Origin of the sequence: Enterobacter sp. BWH64, from assembly GCF_001037645.1 — a bacterium.
Classification (GTDB): domain Bacteria; phylum Pseudomonadota; class Gammaproteobacteria; order Enterobacterales; family Enterobacteriaceae; genus Enterobacter; species Enterobacter hormaechei_C.
Genome location: NZ_KQ089922.1, coordinates 691,077 through 707,489, shown reverse-complemented (window position 1 = coordinate 707,489; position 16,413 = coordinate 691,077). Strand labels below are relative to the sequence as shown.

Annotated in this window: 12 protein-coding genes; 1 reads left to right on the top strand and 11 read right to left on the bottom strand. The window is 57.3% G+C overall.

The window, feature by feature from the left end; all coding sequences use genetic code 11:
* Positions 1 to 29: 29 nt before the first annotated feature.
* The 6 genes from glgP to asd all read right to left on the bottom strand — a co-directional run bounded on the left by glgP (position 30) and on the right by asd (position 10,741).
* Positions 30 to 2,477, bottom strand: a complete 2,448-nt coding sequence (gene glgP, locus SK50_RS03300; RefSeq protein ID WP_015571454.1) for a glycogen phosphorylase — start codon at positions 2,475 to 2,477, stop codon at positions 30 to 32.
* Positions 2,478 to 2,495: 18 nt separating this feature from the next.
* Positions 2,496 to 3,929, bottom strand: coding sequence for a glycogen synthase GlgA (gene glgA, locus SK50_RS03295; RefSeq protein ID WP_017384140.1), 1,434 nt, complete (start codon positions 3,927 to 3,929; stop codon positions 2,496 to 2,498).
* Positions 3,929 to 5,224: a glucose-1-phosphate adenylyltransferase gene (gene glgC, locus SK50_RS03290; RefSeq protein ID WP_017693855.1), complete on the bottom strand. Its 1,296-nt coding sequence runs from the start codon at positions 5,222 to 5,224 to the stop codon at positions 3,929 to 3,931. The genes glgA and glgC overlap by 1 nt, the downstream gene beginning before the upstream one ends.
* A 17-nt stretch (positions 5,225 to 5,241) precedes the next feature.
* A complete protein-coding gene (glgX, locus tag SK50_RS03285; protein WP_048229092.1) occupies positions 5,242 to 7,215 on the bottom strand; it encodes a glycogen debranching protein GlgX in 1,974 nt (657 codons plus the stop codon).
* Positions 7,212 to 9,398, bottom strand: a complete 2,187-nt coding sequence (gene glgB, locus SK50_RS03280) for a 1,4-alpha-glucan branching enzyme (protein ID WP_017693853.1) — start codon at positions 9,396 to 9,398, stop codon at positions 7,212 to 7,214. Before glgB ends, glgX begins: the two co-directional genes overlap by 4 nt.
* 239 nt (positions 9,399 to 9,637) lie before the next feature.
* Positions 9,638 to 10,741, bottom strand: a complete 1,104-nt coding sequence (gene asd, locus SK50_RS03275; protein ID WP_003861575.1) for an aspartate-semialdehyde dehydrogenase — start codon at positions 10,739 to 10,741, stop codon at positions 9,638 to 9,640.
* Positions 10,742 to 10,919: 178 nt separating this feature from the next.
* Between asd and yhgN the strand changes: the two genes are divergently transcribed.
* Positions 10,920 to 11,513 carry an NAAT family transporter YhgN gene (gene yhgN, locus SK50_RS03265; RefSeq protein ID WP_003861574.1) on the top strand — a complete coding sequence of 198 codons (594 nt, stop codon included), beginning with the start codon at positions 10,920 to 10,922 and terminating at the stop codon, positions 11,511 to 11,513.
* Positions 11,514 to 11,700: 187 nt separating this feature from the next.
* Here the strand turns inward: yhgN and SK50_RS03260 are convergent, their stop codons facing one another.
* The 5 genes from SK50_RS03260 to SK50_RS03240 form a co-directional block, all read right to left on the bottom strand.
* Complete coding sequence (locus SK50_RS03260; protein WP_017693852.1) at positions 11,701 to 12,147, bottom strand: hypothetical protein; 447 nt, start codon at positions 12,145 to 12,147, stop codon at positions 11,701 to 11,703.
* Positions 12,148 to 12,512: 365 nt separating this feature from the next.
* Positions 12,513 to 13,853, bottom strand: coding sequence for a gluconate transporter (gntU, locus tag SK50_RS03255; RefSeq protein WP_017693851.1), 1,341 nt, complete (start codon positions 13,851 to 13,853; stop codon positions 12,513 to 12,515).
* 3 nt (positions 13,854 to 13,856) lie between these two features.
* The gene (gene gntK / locus SK50_RS03250; protein ID WP_003861569.1) at positions 13,857 to 14,384 is read right to left on the bottom strand and encodes a gluconokinase; all 528 of its coding nucleotides are present in this window, start codon (positions 14,382 to 14,384) and stop codon (positions 13,857 to 13,859) included.
* 126 nt (positions 14,385 to 14,510) lie between these two features.
* A complete protein-coding gene (gntR, locus tag SK50_RS03245) occupies positions 14,511 to 15,506 on the bottom strand; it encodes a gluconate operon transcriptional repressor GntR (RefSeq protein WP_003861567.1) in 996 nt (331 codons plus the stop codon).
* A gap of 91 nt (positions 15,507 to 15,597) precedes the next feature.
* A complete protein-coding gene (locus SK50_RS03240) occupies positions 15,598 to 16,293 on the bottom strand; it encodes a pirin family protein (protein ID WP_003861565.1) in 696 nt (231 codons plus the stop codon).
* Positions 16,294 to 16,413: the final 120 nt, after the last annotated feature.

The window sequence follows — 16,413 nt, the reverse complement described above, 5'->3', positions numbered from 1 at the left end:
GGTAAGCGCAGCGCCACCGGGCTTTGTTTTTACAACCGCACCGGATCAATATGCCAGATATTCTCGGCATACTCTTTGATAGTCCTGTCCGACGAGAAGTATCCCATGTTGGCGATGTTATGCATCGCGGCGCTGGTCCACTTCTCCTGCTGACGGTACAGTTCGTCCACCTTATCCTGACAATCCACGTAGCTGCGGTAATCCGCCAGCACCTGATAGTGATCGCCAAAGTTAATCAGCGAGTCCACCAGATCGCGATAGCGTCCGGGCTCCTCAGGGTTAAACACGCCGGTGGCGATTTGCGTCAGCACCTGGCGTAACTCGTCATCCTCTTCATAATACTCACGCGGCGAGTAGCCCTGCTTGCGCAGCGCCTCCACCTCTTCCGCCGTATTCCCGAAAATAAAGATATTCTCCGCGCCCACATGCTCCAGCATTTCGACATTTGCGCCGTCCAGCGTGCCGATAGTCAGCGCGCCGTTCAGGGCAAACTTCATATTACTGGTGCCGGATGCTTCCGTCCCCGCCGTGGAAATCTGCTCAGAGAGATCCGCCGCCGGAATAATCAGCTGCGCCAGGCTTACGCTGTAGTTCGGGATAAACACGACCTTCAGCTTATCGCCAATGTCCGGATCGTGATTCACCACCTTCGCCACATCGTTGATGAGATGAATGATGTGCTTCGCCATGTAGTACGCGGACGCCGCCTTACCGGCAAAGATTTTCACGCGCGGCACCCACTCCGCCGTCGGGTCAGCCTTAATGCGGTTGTAGTGGGTAATAACGTGCAGGACATTCATCAGCTGACGCTTGTACTCGTGGATACGTTTGATCTGCACGTCGAACAGCGCTTTCGGGTTCGCCACCACGTTCAGATGCATCGCCAGCCAGACCGCCAGACGCTTCTTGTTCAGCAGCTTGGCTTCCCGTACCGCTTTATTCACCGTCGGGAAATCAATGTGCTGCTCCAGCTCGCTCAGCTGGCTCAAATCGGTGCGCCAGGTGCGGCCAATGTTCTCATCCAGAACGTCGGAGAGCGGCTGGTTCGCCAGCGCCAGCCAGCGGCGCGGGGTGACGCCGTTGGTCACGTTGCAGAAACGCGTCGGGAAGATCTTCGCAAAGTCCGCAAACAGGGACTGCACCATCAGGTTCGAGTGCAGCTCTGACACGCCGTTCACCTTGTGGCTGATCACCACCGCCAGCCAGGCCATGCGTACGCGACGCCCGTTGGATTCATCAATGATCGAGGCGCGGCTCAGCAGACCGGTATCGTTCGGGTACTGCTCCTGCAAGGTCTTGAGGAAATAGTCGTTGATCTCGAAGATGATTTGCAGATGGCGTGGCAGAATTTTGCCGAGCATATCCACCGGCCACGTCTCCAGCGCTTCACTCATCAGCGTATGGTTGGTGTACGAGAACACCTGGCAGGTTACTTCAAACGCGTCATCCCAGCTGAACTTATGCTCGTCAATCAGCAGGCGCATCAGCTCAGGGATCGACAGCACCGGATGGGTATCGTTGAGGTGAATGGCGGTTTTTTCCGCCAGATTCGCATAGGTTTTGTGCAGCTGATAGTGACGGCTAAGGATATCCTGAATCGTTGCCGAGACGAGGAAATACTCCTGACGCAGGCGCAGCTCGCGGCCTGAGTAGGTCGAGTCATCCGGATACAGGACGCGTGACACATTCTCGGAGTGGTTTTTATCTTCCACCGCCGCGAAGTAGTCACCCTGGTTGAATTTACCCAGGTTGATCTCGCTACTGGCCTGCGCGTTCCACAGGCGCAGCGTATTGGTCGCATCGGTGTCGTAGCCGGGGATGATCTGGTCATAGGCCACGGCGAGGATCTCCTCGGTTTCCACCCAGCGGGATTTTTTCCCTTCCTGCTGAATACGCCCGCCAAAACGCACCTTGTAACGCGTGTTGTGGCGCTTGAACTCCCACGGGTTACCGTACTCCAGCCAGTAGTCTGGAGACTCTTTCTGACGACCATCCACGATGTTCTGCTTGAACATACCGTAGTCGTAGCGAATACCGTAGCCGCGCCCCGGCAGCGCCAGCGTCGCCAGTGAATCGAGGAAACAGGCGGCAAGACGCCCGAGACCACCGTTACCCAGCCCCGGGTCGTTCTCTTCGTCAATCAGCTCTTCTAAATCCAGCCCCATCTCTTCCAGTGCGTTTTTGACGTCGTCATAAATCCCGAGCGATAACAGCGCATTGGAGAGGGTGCGACCAATCAGAAACTCCATCGACAGGTAATACACCTGTCGCGTCTCCTGCGAAAGCTGGGCGCGGTTGGAGCGCAGCCAGCGTTCGACCATACGGTCACGCACTGCAAACAGCGTGGCGTTCAGCCACTCATGTTTGTTGGCAATAACGGGATCTTTCCCAATGGTAAACATCAGCTTATAGGCGATGGAGTGTTTCAACGCCTCAACGCTGAGCGTGGGGGAAGAGTAGCTAAATGGAGCATTCATATCAGTAACTTCGCCTCGTTACATCAAGCGTTGATAAAGGTCGCGGTAGGACTGCGCCGCAACGTGCCAGCCAAAGTCCATGGACATCGCCTGACGTTGTACGTAACGCCACAGGGATGGACGGGACCACAAGACGAAAGCACGCCGGATCGCCCGAAGCAGCGACCAGGCATTACTGTCCTCGAAAACAAACCCGCTGGCGATACCGTCCGCCAGGTTTTCGAGGGAGCTATCAGACACCGTATCCGCCAGCCCGCCCGTGCGGCGTACCAGCGGCAACGTGCCGTATTTCAGACCATAGAGCTGCGTCAGGCCGCAGGGCTCGAAGCGGCTCGGCACCAGAATCACGTCCGCGCCGCCCATGATGCGGTGCGAGAACGCTTCGTGATAGCCAATCTGCACGCCCACCTGCCCCGGATGTTCCGCCGCGGCCGCAAGGAAACCTTCCTGCAATACCGGGTCGCCCGCGCCGAGCAGCGCCAGCTGGCCGCCCTGCTCCAGTAATCCCGGCAGCGCTTCCAGCACCAGATCCAGCCCTTTCTGGCTGGTCAGGCGGCTGACCACCGCAAACAGCGGCACCTTGTCGTTGACCTTCAGCCCCATCGCAATCTGTAGCTGGCGCTTGTTCTCCGCTTTGTCCTCCACGGAGTCGCGACCATAGCGCGCCGCCAGCAGGAGGTCCGTTTCCGGATTCCAGATCTGTTCATCCACGCCGTTCAGAATGCCCGACAGGCGACCTTCACGGTGGCGCTGTTGCAGCAGCCCTTCCATACCGTAACCGAACTCCGGCTGGGTAATTTCCCGCGCGTAGGTTGGGCTGACCGCCGTGATGTGGTCGGCGTAGTACAGACCCGCCTTCAGGAACGAAATCTGTCCGTTAAACTCCAGTCCGTGCATGTTAAAGAACGACCATGGCAGATCGATGTCATTCATATGATGCGCGTAATACATGCCCTGATACGCCAGGTTGTGCACCGTAAACACCGATTTGGCCGGGTGCCCCTTCGCCGCCAGATACGCAGGAGCCAGCCCCGCATGCCAGTCATGCGCGTGCACCACGTTCGGACGCCAGAACGGATCCAGTCCGACGGCCATTTCCGCCCCCACCCAGCCGAGCAGGGCAAAGCGCATCACGTTATCGGTATAGGCGTACAGGTTGGTATCGTGATACGGGCTGCCGGGTCGATCGTATAAATGCGGGGCATCAATCAGGTAAATCCCTACGCCATTGTAATGTCCAAACAGCAGGGTGATACGTCCCGCGAAGGTCTCGCGACGGGTAACAACCTTTGCATCGGGAATACCGCGCCGGATATCCGGAAAAGCGGGCAACAACACGCGGGTATCCACCCCTCCGGCGATTTGCGCCGCTGGTAATGCACCAAGAACATCCGCCAGGCCGCCCGTTTTTAACAACGGGAACATCTCAGAACATACGTGTAAAACCTGCATCATCGCTCCTGTTTGATTTGCAGCTTCCGCAACATTTCCCGTGTTACTAACACGATCCCCTCTTCCGAACGGTAGAAACGACGCGCATCTTCTTCCGCGTTTTCCCCAATCACCATCCCTTCGGGAATGATGCAGGCACGATCGATAACGCAGCGACGCAGACGACATGAGCGTCCTACCCAGACATCCGGCAGCAGAACTGCCGAATCGATATTACAGAATGAGTTTATACGCACGCGCGGGAACAGCACGGACTGCACCACCACCGAACCGGAGATAATGCAACCGCCAGAGACCAGCGAGTTGAGCGTCATGCCGTGGCTGCCGGAGCGATCCTGAACGAACTTCGCCGGCGGCAACGATTCCATATGCGTGCGAATCGGCCAGTTCTGGTCGTACATATCCAGCTCAGGCGTGACGGACGCCAGATCGAGGTTGGCTTTCCAGTACGCTTCCAGCGTTCCCACATCGCGCCAGTAAGGCTCCGCATTCGGATCGGACTGCACGCAGGACAGCGGGAAGGGATGCGCATACGCCATGCCAGCTTTGGTGATTTTCGGGATGATGTCTTTACCGAAGTCGTGGCTGGAGTTTTCGTCTTTGTCGTCCTCTTCCAGCAGTTCATAAAGGTAATCGGCATCAAAGACATAGATCCCCATGCTGGCGAGCGATCTGGTGTCGTCGCCCGGCATGGTTGGCGGGTTCGCCGGTTTTTCGACAAAGTCGATAATCTTGTCGTCGCCATCTACATGCATCACGCCAAACGCGGTTGCTTCCGCAACAGGCACCGGCAGACACGCCACGGTGCAGCGCGCCCCTTTTTCGACGTGGTCGATTAGCATGTGGGAGTAATCTTGCTTGTAGATGTGGTCCCCGGCGAGGATAACGATGTATTCCGCGTTGTAGCGACGAATGATGTCGAGGTTCTGGGTCACGGCATCCGCCGTGCCGCGGTACCAGTTCTCCCCATGAACGCGCTGCTGCGCCGGGAGCAGATCGACAAATTCGTTCATCTCTTCGCTGAAGAATGACCAGCCGCGCTGAATGTGCTGCACCAGCGTGTGCGACTGATACTGGGTAATGACGCCAATACGGCGAATGCCTGAGTTCAGGCAGTTGGAAAGTGCAAAATCGATAATACGGAACTTACCACCAAAGTGAACGGCCGGTTTGGCGCGCTTGATGGTCAAATCTTTCAGACGGGTACCACGCCCGCCCGCGAGTATCAGGGCAACTGTTTTTAATGGTAGCTGGCGCGCCAACATTAACGGATCGTTCTTCTCTAATCTAACCATGACTAACTCCTTTTTTATCATCTTTGGAATACGCACACTCCGTGCGCAGGCCCGTGCCAGACAGCCATAACAACCGGATTATCCGCTCCGGCAAAGGGAGGAATGGCTCGCCATTCCCCGTCAGGTAAAACAATCTCTGCGACGTCATCCGTCGCGTTCAGCGTCACCAGCCACGCATCCGAAAGCAGGATTTGCAGACAGGGTATGCCGTGTTGCCACTCTTGCGCGCTTAACGGTTGCGCGTCTTTATTCAGCCAGCGAACGTTTCCGTCGCCCTCTTCCCACCAGCGGTCGGCGGTGAGCGCGGGGATGCGCTGGCGAAGATGGATCAGCGCCGCGGTGAAATGGGTCAGCCCGCTATTCGCTTCTCCCCAGTCGAGCCAGGTCAGGGTGTTGTCCTGGCAATAGGCGTTGTTGTTGCCGTGCTGGCTGTGGCCGTGCTCATCGCCCGCCAGCAGCATCGGCGTGCCCTGCGACAACAAAAGCGTCGTCAGCAGCGCATGAACGCTGGCGCGTCGCCGCTCGATCACATCCAGACTTCCGCCTAACCCTTCTATACCATGGTTGAAGCTATGGTTATTGTTAGTCCCATCGCGATTCTCCTCGCCGTTTGCCTCATTGTGTTTCTGATTGAAACAAACGCAGTCGCGCAGCGTAAAACCGTCGTGTGCCGTCAGCAGGTTAATGGTGGCCGACGGACGTTTGCCGTCACGCTTGAAGAGATCGCTGGAGCCGGCAAAGCGACCGGCAAACTCCCCCAGCGACAGATCGCGCGTCAGCCAGAAGCGGCGGATGGCATCGCGGAAGTGGTCGTTCCACTCGGCAAACAGCGGCGGGAAATTCCCCACCTGATAACCGCCCTCTCCGATGTCCCAGGGCTCCGCGATCAGCTTAACCTTTGAGAGCACCGGGCAGTTTTTGATGGCCTCAAACAGCGGCGCCTGCTGGCTGAACGCCGGGGTGCGCCCCATCACCGGCGCCAGGTCGAAGCGAAAACCGTCCACGTGGAACGTCTCAACCCAGTATTTCAGGCACTCGTACGCGTAATGCGTAACGGCCGGATGACTGAGGTTGAGGGTGTTACCGCACCCGGTCCAGTTCTCGTAATCGCCGTCGTCCCTGATCCAATAATAGCTACGGTTATCGATTCCGCGCTGTGAGAGCGTCGGGCCGTCAAGATCGCTTTCCGCACTGTGGTTCAGCACCACGTCCAGAATGACCTCGATACCCGCCGCGTGAAGCGCCTTCACCGCATCGCGAAACTCATCCCGTGCCTTCTCCGGCTGCACCGCGTAGCGCGGGTCGAGGGCGAACATCGCCAGCGGGTTGTAGCCCCAGTAGTTGCTTAACCCAAGACGCTGTAGCCGCGGCTCGCTGGCGAAATGCGCTACGGGCAACAGCTCCAGCGCGGTGATCCCTGAGTGCTTCAGGTACGCGACCATCGTCGGATGCCCAAGCGCTTTGTAGGTGCCGCGCATCTCTTTAGGGATTGACGGGTGCAGATATGTCAGCCCTTTAACGTGGGCTTCATAAATAACGGTGTTGCCCCACGGCGTGCGCGGCGGGGCATCGTCTTCCCAGTCGTAGAGATCGTGCACCACCACGCTTTTGGGCGCGACGGGCGCGCTGTCGCGGTGGTCAGGTTCGCCGTAGCCAACGTGGAACAGCGAGTCATCTTTAAACTCACCGTCCACGCGGTGCGCGCACGGGTCAATCAGCAGCTTCGCCGGGTTAAACCAGTGCCCCTGAGAGGGCTCCCAGGGGCCGTGTACGCGAAAACCGTAGTGCATCCCCGGCCGTCCTCCGGCCAGGTAGCCATGCCAGGTATCCCCCGTGCGCGCCGGTAAATCGTAACGATGCTCGTTACCTTCCCCGTCAAACACACAGAGTTCCACCCGCTCCGCATGGGCAGAAAAGAGCGTGAAGTTCACCCCCTTTCCGTCAAAACTCGCCCCGAGCGGTTCGGGTTTACCTGCCGAGAGCTGCGTCATTCGCCCTCCCGCACCAGCCAGATGGTGCTCAGCGGCGGCAGCGTCAGGCTCAGGGAGTTCGGACGACCGTGGCTTTCAATCGCATCGCTCTGCACCAGGCCACCGTTACCCGCGTTGCTGCCGTGGTAGTGCATGGAGTCGGTATTGAGAATTTCGCGCCATTTGCCCGGCTGGTTAATGCCGAAGCGATAGTGTTCGCGCGGCACCGGCGTGAAGTTGCTGGCGACAATGATCTCGTTACCCGCCTTATCGCGGCGCACAAAGACAAACACCGAGCGCTCGTGGTCGTCCACCACCAGCCACTCAAAGCCGTACGGATCGAAGTCCAGCTCGTGCAGCGCTTTGTGGTGGCGATAGGTCAGGTTCAGGTCACGGACCAGACGCTGTACGCCGTGGTGCCAGTTGTCCGCGCCTTCCAGCAGATGCCAGTCAAGGCTGGTATCGTGGTTCCATTCGCGCCCCTGCGCAAATTCGTTGCCCATAAACAGCAGTTTTTTGCCCGGGAAAGCAAACAGCCAGCCGTAGTAAGCGCGCAGGTTGGCAAACTTCTGCCACGCGTCCCCCGGCATGCGGTCGAGAATGGATTTCTTGCCGTGCACCACTTCATCGTGCGACAGCGGCAGCATGAAGTTTTCGGTGTAGTTGTAGAGCAGCCCGAAGGTGAGCTTATCGTGGTGATACTGACGATAAACCGGGTCGAGCTTCATGTAGTCGAGCGTGTCGTGCATCCAGCCGAGGTTCCACTTGTACCAGAAGCCCAGGCCGCCCATTGCCGGTGGACGGGAAACGCCCGGGAAGTCGGTGGACTCTTCCGCCATGGTCACGGCGCCTTCCACCTGCTCGCCGATAATGCGGTTGGTGTTGCGCAGAAACTCAATCGCTTCCAGGTTTTCACGGCCGCCATACTCGTTCGGGATCCACTCCCCCTCTTTGCGGCTGTAGTCGCGGTAGATCATCGACGCCACCGCATCCACGCGCAGGGCATCAATGCCGAAACGTTCGATCCAGTACAGCGCGTTCCCGACCAGGTAGTTCGATACTTCACGGCGACCGTAGTTATAGATCAGCGTATTCCAGTCCTGGTGATAGCCTTCGCGCGGGTCGCTGTGCTCGTACAGCTTTGTGCCGTCGAACTCTGCCAGCGCAAAATCATCCGACGGGAAGTGGCCCGGCACCCAGTCGAGGATCACGTTCAGCCCGGCGGCGTGCGCGGCATCGATGAAATAGCGGAAGTCATCGCGCGTGCCGAAGCGGCGCGTGGGCGCATACAACCCGGTTGGCTGATAGCCCCAGCTGCCGTCAAATGGGTGTTCGTTGATCGGCAGCAGCTCCAGATGGGTAAAGCCCATCCATTTGGCGTACGGCACCAGCTGGTCCGCCAGCTCGCGATAGCTCAGCCAGAAGTTGTTATCGGTGTGGCGACGCCACGAGCCGAGATGCACTTCATAGACGGAGATTGGCGCATCAAAGCGGTTGGCCTGCTTGCGCTCCTCACTCTGGACAACCTTCTCCGGCAGGCCGCAAATCAGCGAGGCGGTATTCGGGCGTAGTTCTGCCTCAAAGGCGTACGGGTCGGATTTAATGCGCAGCTTGCCGTTGGCATCGATCATCTCGAATTTGTAGAGCTGACCGTTGTGCGCGCCGGGGATAAACAGCTCCCAGATGCCGGTTTCCCGGCGCAGGCGCATGGGGTGACGACGACCGTCCCAGTAGTTGAACTGCCCGACGACGGAGACGCGCTGGGCGTTTGGCGCCCATACGGCAAAACGCGTGCCGGTGATACCGTCCATGGTATCCGCATGGGCACCCAGCGTTTCGTAGGGGCGTAAATGGGTCCCTTCGGACAGCAGCCAGGCGTCCATCTCTTTTAAGAGCGGGCCGAAGCTATAGGGATCGTCAATCAGGTTTTGCTGACCGTGCCAGATAACGGCAAGCTGATAACGAAAAGGATTTTTACGGCGGGGCATGACGCCCGAGAAGAAGCCACGCGAGTCGAGGCATTCCAGATTACCTACCTTGCGGCCGGTTTTGGGTTCGATAACCCACACTTCTGTTGCATCCGGTAACAGCGCCCGAACTTCCAGTCCGGCCTCTGTACGGTGCATCCCTAGCACAGAAAAGGGGTCGGCAAAGTGACCCGCAATAAGCGCATTAATCACGTCTCTCGAAATACGATCGGACATGGTGTTCATCCTGTTTTTTTATGTCGCCCTTTTTACGCGCTCCGGGACGACTTTTAATGTGACCTAAACGGTGCAGTTAATCCTCTCTGCTCCGCCCTACCCTCAGGTGAGAAATAAATCTTCCTTAAAGCATAGCCAACGTCGTGGGTCCTCCTGATAAAAAATAAGACATCTGCGTTTTACTCCATGTAGTACGCAAAAAAAGGGGGTGACAATCACCCCCCGTGTTTAACAAATTATTACGCCAGCTGGCGCAGCATACGGCGCAGCGGCTCGGCTGCACCCCACAGCAGCTGATCGCCAACGGTGAACGCGGAGAGGTACTCCGGCCCCATGTTCAGCTTGCGCAGACGACCAACCGGGGTGGTCAGCGTGCCGGTAACGGCTGCCGGGGTCAGTTCGCGCATGGTGATATCGCGATCGTTTGGCACCACTTTCGCCCACGGGTTGTGTGCGGCCAGCAGCTCTTCCACGGTCGGAATAGACACATCTTTTTTCAGTTTAATGGTGAAGGCCTGGCTGTGGCAGCGCAGCGCGCCGATACGCACGCACAGACCGTCAACCGGTATGGTGTTCGCGGTGCCGAGGATTTTGTTGGTCTCAGCCTGGCCCTTCCACTCTTCGCGGGTCTGGCCGTTATCCAGCTGTTTGTCGATCCACGGGATCAGGCCACCGGCCAGCGGTACGCCAAAGTTATCCACCGGCAGCTCGCCGCTGCGGGTGAGCTGAGTGACTTTACGCTCGATGTCGAGGATGGCGGACGCCGGGTCTGCCAGCTCGGCAGCGACGCTCTGGTGCAGCTGGCCCATCTGGGTCAGCAGCTCGCGCATATGACGCGCGCCGCCGCCGGAGGCCGCCTGGTAGGTCGCCACGGAGACCCACTCCACCAGATCCTGTGCGAACAGGCCGCCGAGGGACATCAGCATCAGGCTGACGGTGCAGTTACCTCCAACAAAGGTTTTCACGCCGTTGTTCAGGCCGTCAGTGATGACGCCCTGGTTAACCGGGTCAAGAATAATGATGGCATCGTCTTTCATGCGAAGCGAAGAGGCCGCATCAATCCAGTAGCCCTGCCAGCCGCTTTCACGCAGCTTCGGATAGATTTCGTTGGTATAATCGCCGCCCTGGCAGGTCACAATAATGTCGAGTGCCTTCAGCGCTTCCAGATCGTAAGCATCCTGCAACGTGCCTGTGGTACCCCCAAAGGACGGTGCAGCCTGGCCGAGCTGGGAAGTGGAGAAGAAGACCGGGCGGATGGCGTCGAAATCGCGCTCTTCAACCATGCGTTGCATGAGTACAGAGCCGACCATACCGCGCCAGCCGATAAAACCAACGTTTTTCATAGCATTTTTTTCCTGCAAGGGGTGTGTGCTGATTGTGCAAGCCAGTATTGAACTGGGATATGCTTCACATTACAAAATGCTGCCAAAGTCGCAAGCGAAATTAATCGATGATTGCCCGGCAATCAGAAAAAGTGCTAATCATCGCAATGACCACAATAAGTATCAGGGATAATTTAAGATGAGTGAAATCATTTCCGCAGCGGTTTTATTGATCCTGATTATGGATCCGCTCGGTAATCTGCCGATCTTCATGTCGGTGCTGAAGCATACCGAGCCGAAGCGCCGCCGGGCGATCATGATCCGCGAGCTGCTCATCGCCCTGCTGGTGATGTTTATCTTCCTGTTCGCCGGTGAAAAAATCCTCGCTTTCCTGAACTTACGCGCCGAAACGGTCTCCATTTCCGGCGGGATCATTTTGTTCCTGATTGCTATTAAGATGATTTTCCCGAGCGCGGAGGGCAGCAGCAGCGGCCTGCCTGCGGGTGAAGAGCCGTTTATCGTGCCGCTGGCAATTCCGCTGGTCGCCGGGCCAACGATTCTGGCGACGCTGATGCTGCTGTCGCATCAGTATCCGAATCAGATGAGCCATCTGGTGATTGCCCTGCTGATCGCCTGGGGCGGGACGTTTATTATCCTGTTGCAGTCGTCGCTGTTCCTGCGCCTGCTGGGTGAGAAAGGGGTAAACGCCCTGGAGCGCCTGATGGGGCTGATTCTGGTGATGATGGCGACGCAGATGTTCCTGGACGGGATCCGGGCGTGGATGAAAGGGTAGGTAAAAGCAAAACGGTAATCTTAGATTGCCGTTTTTAGTGTTTGCCCCCTCTCCCCGTGGGAGAGGGCCGGGGTGAGGGCATCAGGCCGCAGAGGTCTTATTTTGTCGGGTGGCGGCTTCGCCTTACCCGACCTACAACAAACTCTGGTCCCGTAGGCCGGGTAAGCGTAAGCGCCACCCGGTTTTTTTACAGCGGCACGATGCCTTCCTTTGTGAGCAACCAGCGCGGCGCTTTCAGCGTATCACTGTAAAACCCCACTAAATCCTGCAACAAATCTCCTGCGACTCTTTCATCGCTTTCTGACAGCGAATGCGCTAACAGCATTTGCGTTAACAGCTGGCAATATCGTCCTAACTGATCCACTTCCGGTTCGAAGACCGGCACGTCCAGCGGCAGGTCATCCACCGTCAGGCTGGCTTTTAAATATTCCGGAACAGGTTCAAGCAGCGTAGGCTGAAGCAGTGCGAGGCAGGCTGAGAGCCGTCCGCACAGCGCCATCTTCTGGGTTGGATCGTCACATTCAACCAGCACGTCGACAAACCGCGAGCAATTATCTGCCAGTTCGGTGAAATCAGTGGTGTGATCGAATGGGGTAGTAAATAAAGTGTGAGAAAAGTTAGGGGTAGTAGTCATAAGACAGCCTCTGATGAGTAATGTGTATCCACCACTGGAGAGGCTAATCTCACGGGTGGTGGAACCAGACAGGGTTAGCCTTACCGGCCTCATCAGCTACCGGCGCGTCTTGCGACGCCCCCGCCTGGCCCACCATTGGAGTGTAGCCAAGCGCACGACACGATAACACTCGTGTCGCTGATGAGGTAGTTCAGGAGGCTAATCCTGACGCCTGATTTTGCAGGCGCGGCAAGAAGATACTGCGTTGGGGACGGGGTGACAAGAGAGGCTCTGGAAGGTGGCTCGCAAAACGAAATTTTATTTTAGGGTGTGGCCTGATGCCCTCACCCCAGCCCTCTCCCACGGGGAGAGGGAGAAAACCGGGATTAGCTCAGCAGCGTAAACGCAATCATCCCGACAACCGCACCCGTCGTGCCGAGGATGGTTTCCATCAGCGTCCAGGTTTTCAGGGTTTGCGCTTCGGTTGCGCCGGTAAATTTACCGAACAGCCAGAAGCCCGCGTCGTTAACGTGAGAAACCACAATCGAGCCACCCGCGATACAGATAGAGAGCGCCGCCATCTGCGCACCGGAGTAGTTCAGCTGTTCAATCACCGGCATTACCAGACCCACGGCGGTTAAGCACGCTACGGTCGCGGAGCCCTGAATGATACGTACCGCCGCGGCCAGCACGAAACAGGTGACTGCAATCGGCAGCCCCATCCCGGTCAGCGCTTCACCCAGCGCCGGGCCAACGCCGGAATCCACCAGCACCTGCTTAAACACGCCGCCCGCCCCGATCACCAGCAGGATAATCCCCGCCGGTTGCAGCGCGGCACCACAGATCTCCATCACGCGGTCTTTCGGCATACCCTGACGCATCGCCAGGCCGTAAATTGCTACCAGACACGCCACCAGGATCGCGGTGAACGGATGACCAATAAATTCGAACCATTCGTAAGCGGTTGACCCCACCGGCACAAAGCGCGCAGCGATGGTTTTCAGGCCCACCAGCACCAGCGGCAGCAGGATCAGCGACAGGCTGAAGCCGAAGGACGGCATTTTGCCCTCGCCCAGGTGCGGCTCGGAGATGTCATCCGGAATGTGCAGCTCAACGTAACGGCTGATGAAGTTGCCCCACAGCGGACCAGCGATAATCATCCCCGGAATTGCCGCGCACAGGCCAATCAGGATCATCCAGCCAAAGTCAGCATGCATCTGGGAGGCCAGCAGCATCGGCGCAGGCCCCGGCAGCAGGAACGCCGCCGCCGCCGCCACGCCCGCAAACAGCGGAATGACCAGCTTCACGAGGTTGGTACCAGTATGCCGCGCCATGGAGAACGCCACGCTAATCAGCAGCACAACGGCCACTTCAAAGAACAGCGGCAGCGCGCAAATCAGACCGGCCAGACCAATCGCGTAGTGCGCACGGCTGTGCCCGAAGGATTTCAGCATCTTGACCGCAATCTGATCGACCGCGCCCGTCTCGTGCAAAATCTTGCCAAACATCGCGCCCAGCGCCACCACAATGGCCAGGAAGCCGAGCGTGCCGCCCATCCCTTTTTCCATCGTCGCCGCGATTTTGTCGAGCGGCATGCCGGAAAAGAGACCGGCACCAATAGAAACCACCATCAAAGCCACAAAGGCGTGCATACGCGCCTTCATCACTAAAAACAGCAGCAGCAATACGGAACCCACTGCTGTCAAAACTAGCGTTAATGTACTCAAAACTTACTGCCTTTTATTAATAACCTCGATGGTGCTGGCAACAACACCTTCCAGCGGCTGATCGATATCAACCACTAAGACATCCTGTTCGTCAGCTCCCGGCTCCTGCAACGCTTCGAACTGCGTTACCAGCATTTGGGTTTTGAAGAAGTGGCCTTTACGCGCCTTCAGGCGGCTTTCAATCACCCCGAAATCACCTTTCAGGTAGATGAAAGAGAGGTTCGGGTTGCCGTCGCGCAGCAGGTCGCGATAGGTTTTTTTCAGTGCGGAACAGACGATCAGGGAGACTTTATTGGTGCGCTGCATCGCGAACGCGGCGTCATTCAGCGCCTGCAACCATGGTTTGCGGTCGTCGTCGTTCAGCGGCTCGCCGGAAGCCATTTTCATGATGTTGCTGCGCGGATGGAGGAAGTCACCATCAAGAAACGCAGCCTGGAGTTGATGCGCCACTTCGCTCGCCACGGCAGATTTACCGCTACCGGACACGCCCATCAGGACGTAAACGTGGTGATCGTGATTAGTCGTGCTCAAAGGGTGTCCCTCAGTCAATTGTTACGGGTAACAGTTATCGGTAACATTGTCCTGCCGGGGCATATGAGAAGCAATATCCAAACGTGCGCGAAGTGAATAAGTGTGAGCTACTTCAAATTTGTCGGATTAAATAGATCCACCCGGTGACAAGGTGAAACCTAAATCTAACATTTTCGGGGTAACTGCCTCACCACGAATGCGCGCCAGCAGGCGTTCTGCGCCAATGCGGCCCATGCGTTCACGCGGGGTCAGGACGCTCGCCAGACGCGGCTCCATCACCTGGCCAATGTCGTGGCCGTGGAAGCCGGCAATCGCCATATCATCCGGGATTTTTAAACCCAGACGCTGGCACTCAAACGCGGCGCCGACCGCAAGGTCATCGTTGGTGCAGAAAATACCGTCCAGTTGCGGATACTCGCGTCGCGCCTGACGCATCAGCTCAATACCCGACGTGTAAGAAGAAGATTGCTCCACCATCACGCTGTACGGGGTTAAACCGGCGTCGAGCATCGCCTGCTCGTATCCCTTCTGTTTGATGATAGTACGTTCATCCAGACGCGCACCCAGATAGGCCACATGGCGATGACCGCGGGCGATGATCGCCGCCGTCATCTGACGCGCCGCTTCAAAGTTATCGAACCCCACGGCGATGTCGAGGCACGGCGACTGGCTGTCCATCAGTTCCACCACCGGAATGCCTGCCACTTCAATCATTTTCAGCGTGCGCGGGGTGTGAGTACGTTCCGTTAAAATCAGGCCGTCGATGTTCCAGGAAAGCATCGATTCAAGACGTTCCTCTTCCAGTTCCGGCTTGTACCCGTAGTGGGCGAGCATGGTCTGATAGCCAAACGCATCGGTGACGCTTTCAATGCCACGCAGCACTTCGGCGAATACCTGGTTGGTTAAGGAAGGAAGCAGGACGCCCACCGCACGGCTGGTCGCATTGGAGAGAATATCGGGCGCGCGGTTGGGGATATAACCCAGTTCATCAAGGGCGGCGGCAATCTTGCCACGCAACGCCACGGAAACCTGTTCCGGGTTACGTAAAAAACGGCTGACCGTCATTTTGGTCACACCGACGCGATCGGCGACATCCTGAAGTACGGGGCGTTTCTTTTTCATCGTCCTGAGAAATCTTGAAGTGAGAGATTTGCTCAGTTTATCACGGACAAAGCTCAACCTTCCCCGTTTAAAGGGAAGGTTGAGAAATTATTTAGACCGGCGGCAGGTCAAACAGCAGAATTTCACTTTCGCTGTCGGCATGCACGGAGAGCGCCTGCTCATCCCAGACTGCCAGGCCATCGGCGGTTGTCGCTTTGGTGCCGTTGATGGACACTTCACCTTTCACCACCTGGATCCACACGCGGCGGTTAGCGGCAATCTGGTGTACAGACTGTTCATCTTTCGCCAGCGCCCAGCGGTACAGCTCCATATCCTGATGCACTTTCAGGGAACCTTCACGCGCATCCGGGGACAGCACCAGCTGTTTGCCCTGTTTCGCGTCGAAGCGGCGCTGCTCGTAGCGTGGCGTGATGCCGGTCTCTTCTGGAATGATCCAGATTTGATACAGGTGCAGTTTTTCCGTTTTGCTCGGGTTGTACTCAGAGTGACGCACCCCGGTACCCGCGCTCATAATCTGGAACTCGCCCGCCGGAACCTGCTCTTTGTTGCCCATGCTGTCCTGGTGCTCAACCGCCCCTTCCAGCACATAGGTCAGGATTTCCATGTCTTTGTGCGGGTGGGTACCGAAGCCCTGGCCTGCATCAATCACGTCGTCGTTAATCACGCGCAGTGCGGAGAAGCCCATAAAGTTCGGGTCGTAGTAGTCGGCAAACGAGAATGAATGCCATGAGTCCAGCCAGCCATGATTCGCGTGACCACGTTCGTTTGCTTTGCGTAAGTAGATCATTGTTTTCACCCTCAGTTCGTTTCGATGGAGTAAGTGTGGACGCAAACGCCCTGGGATCATAGAGGGTGAAAATTGACTCCTCTGTTCAAAAATTTAGAACAAGCGCAGAGGAGCCGTTTT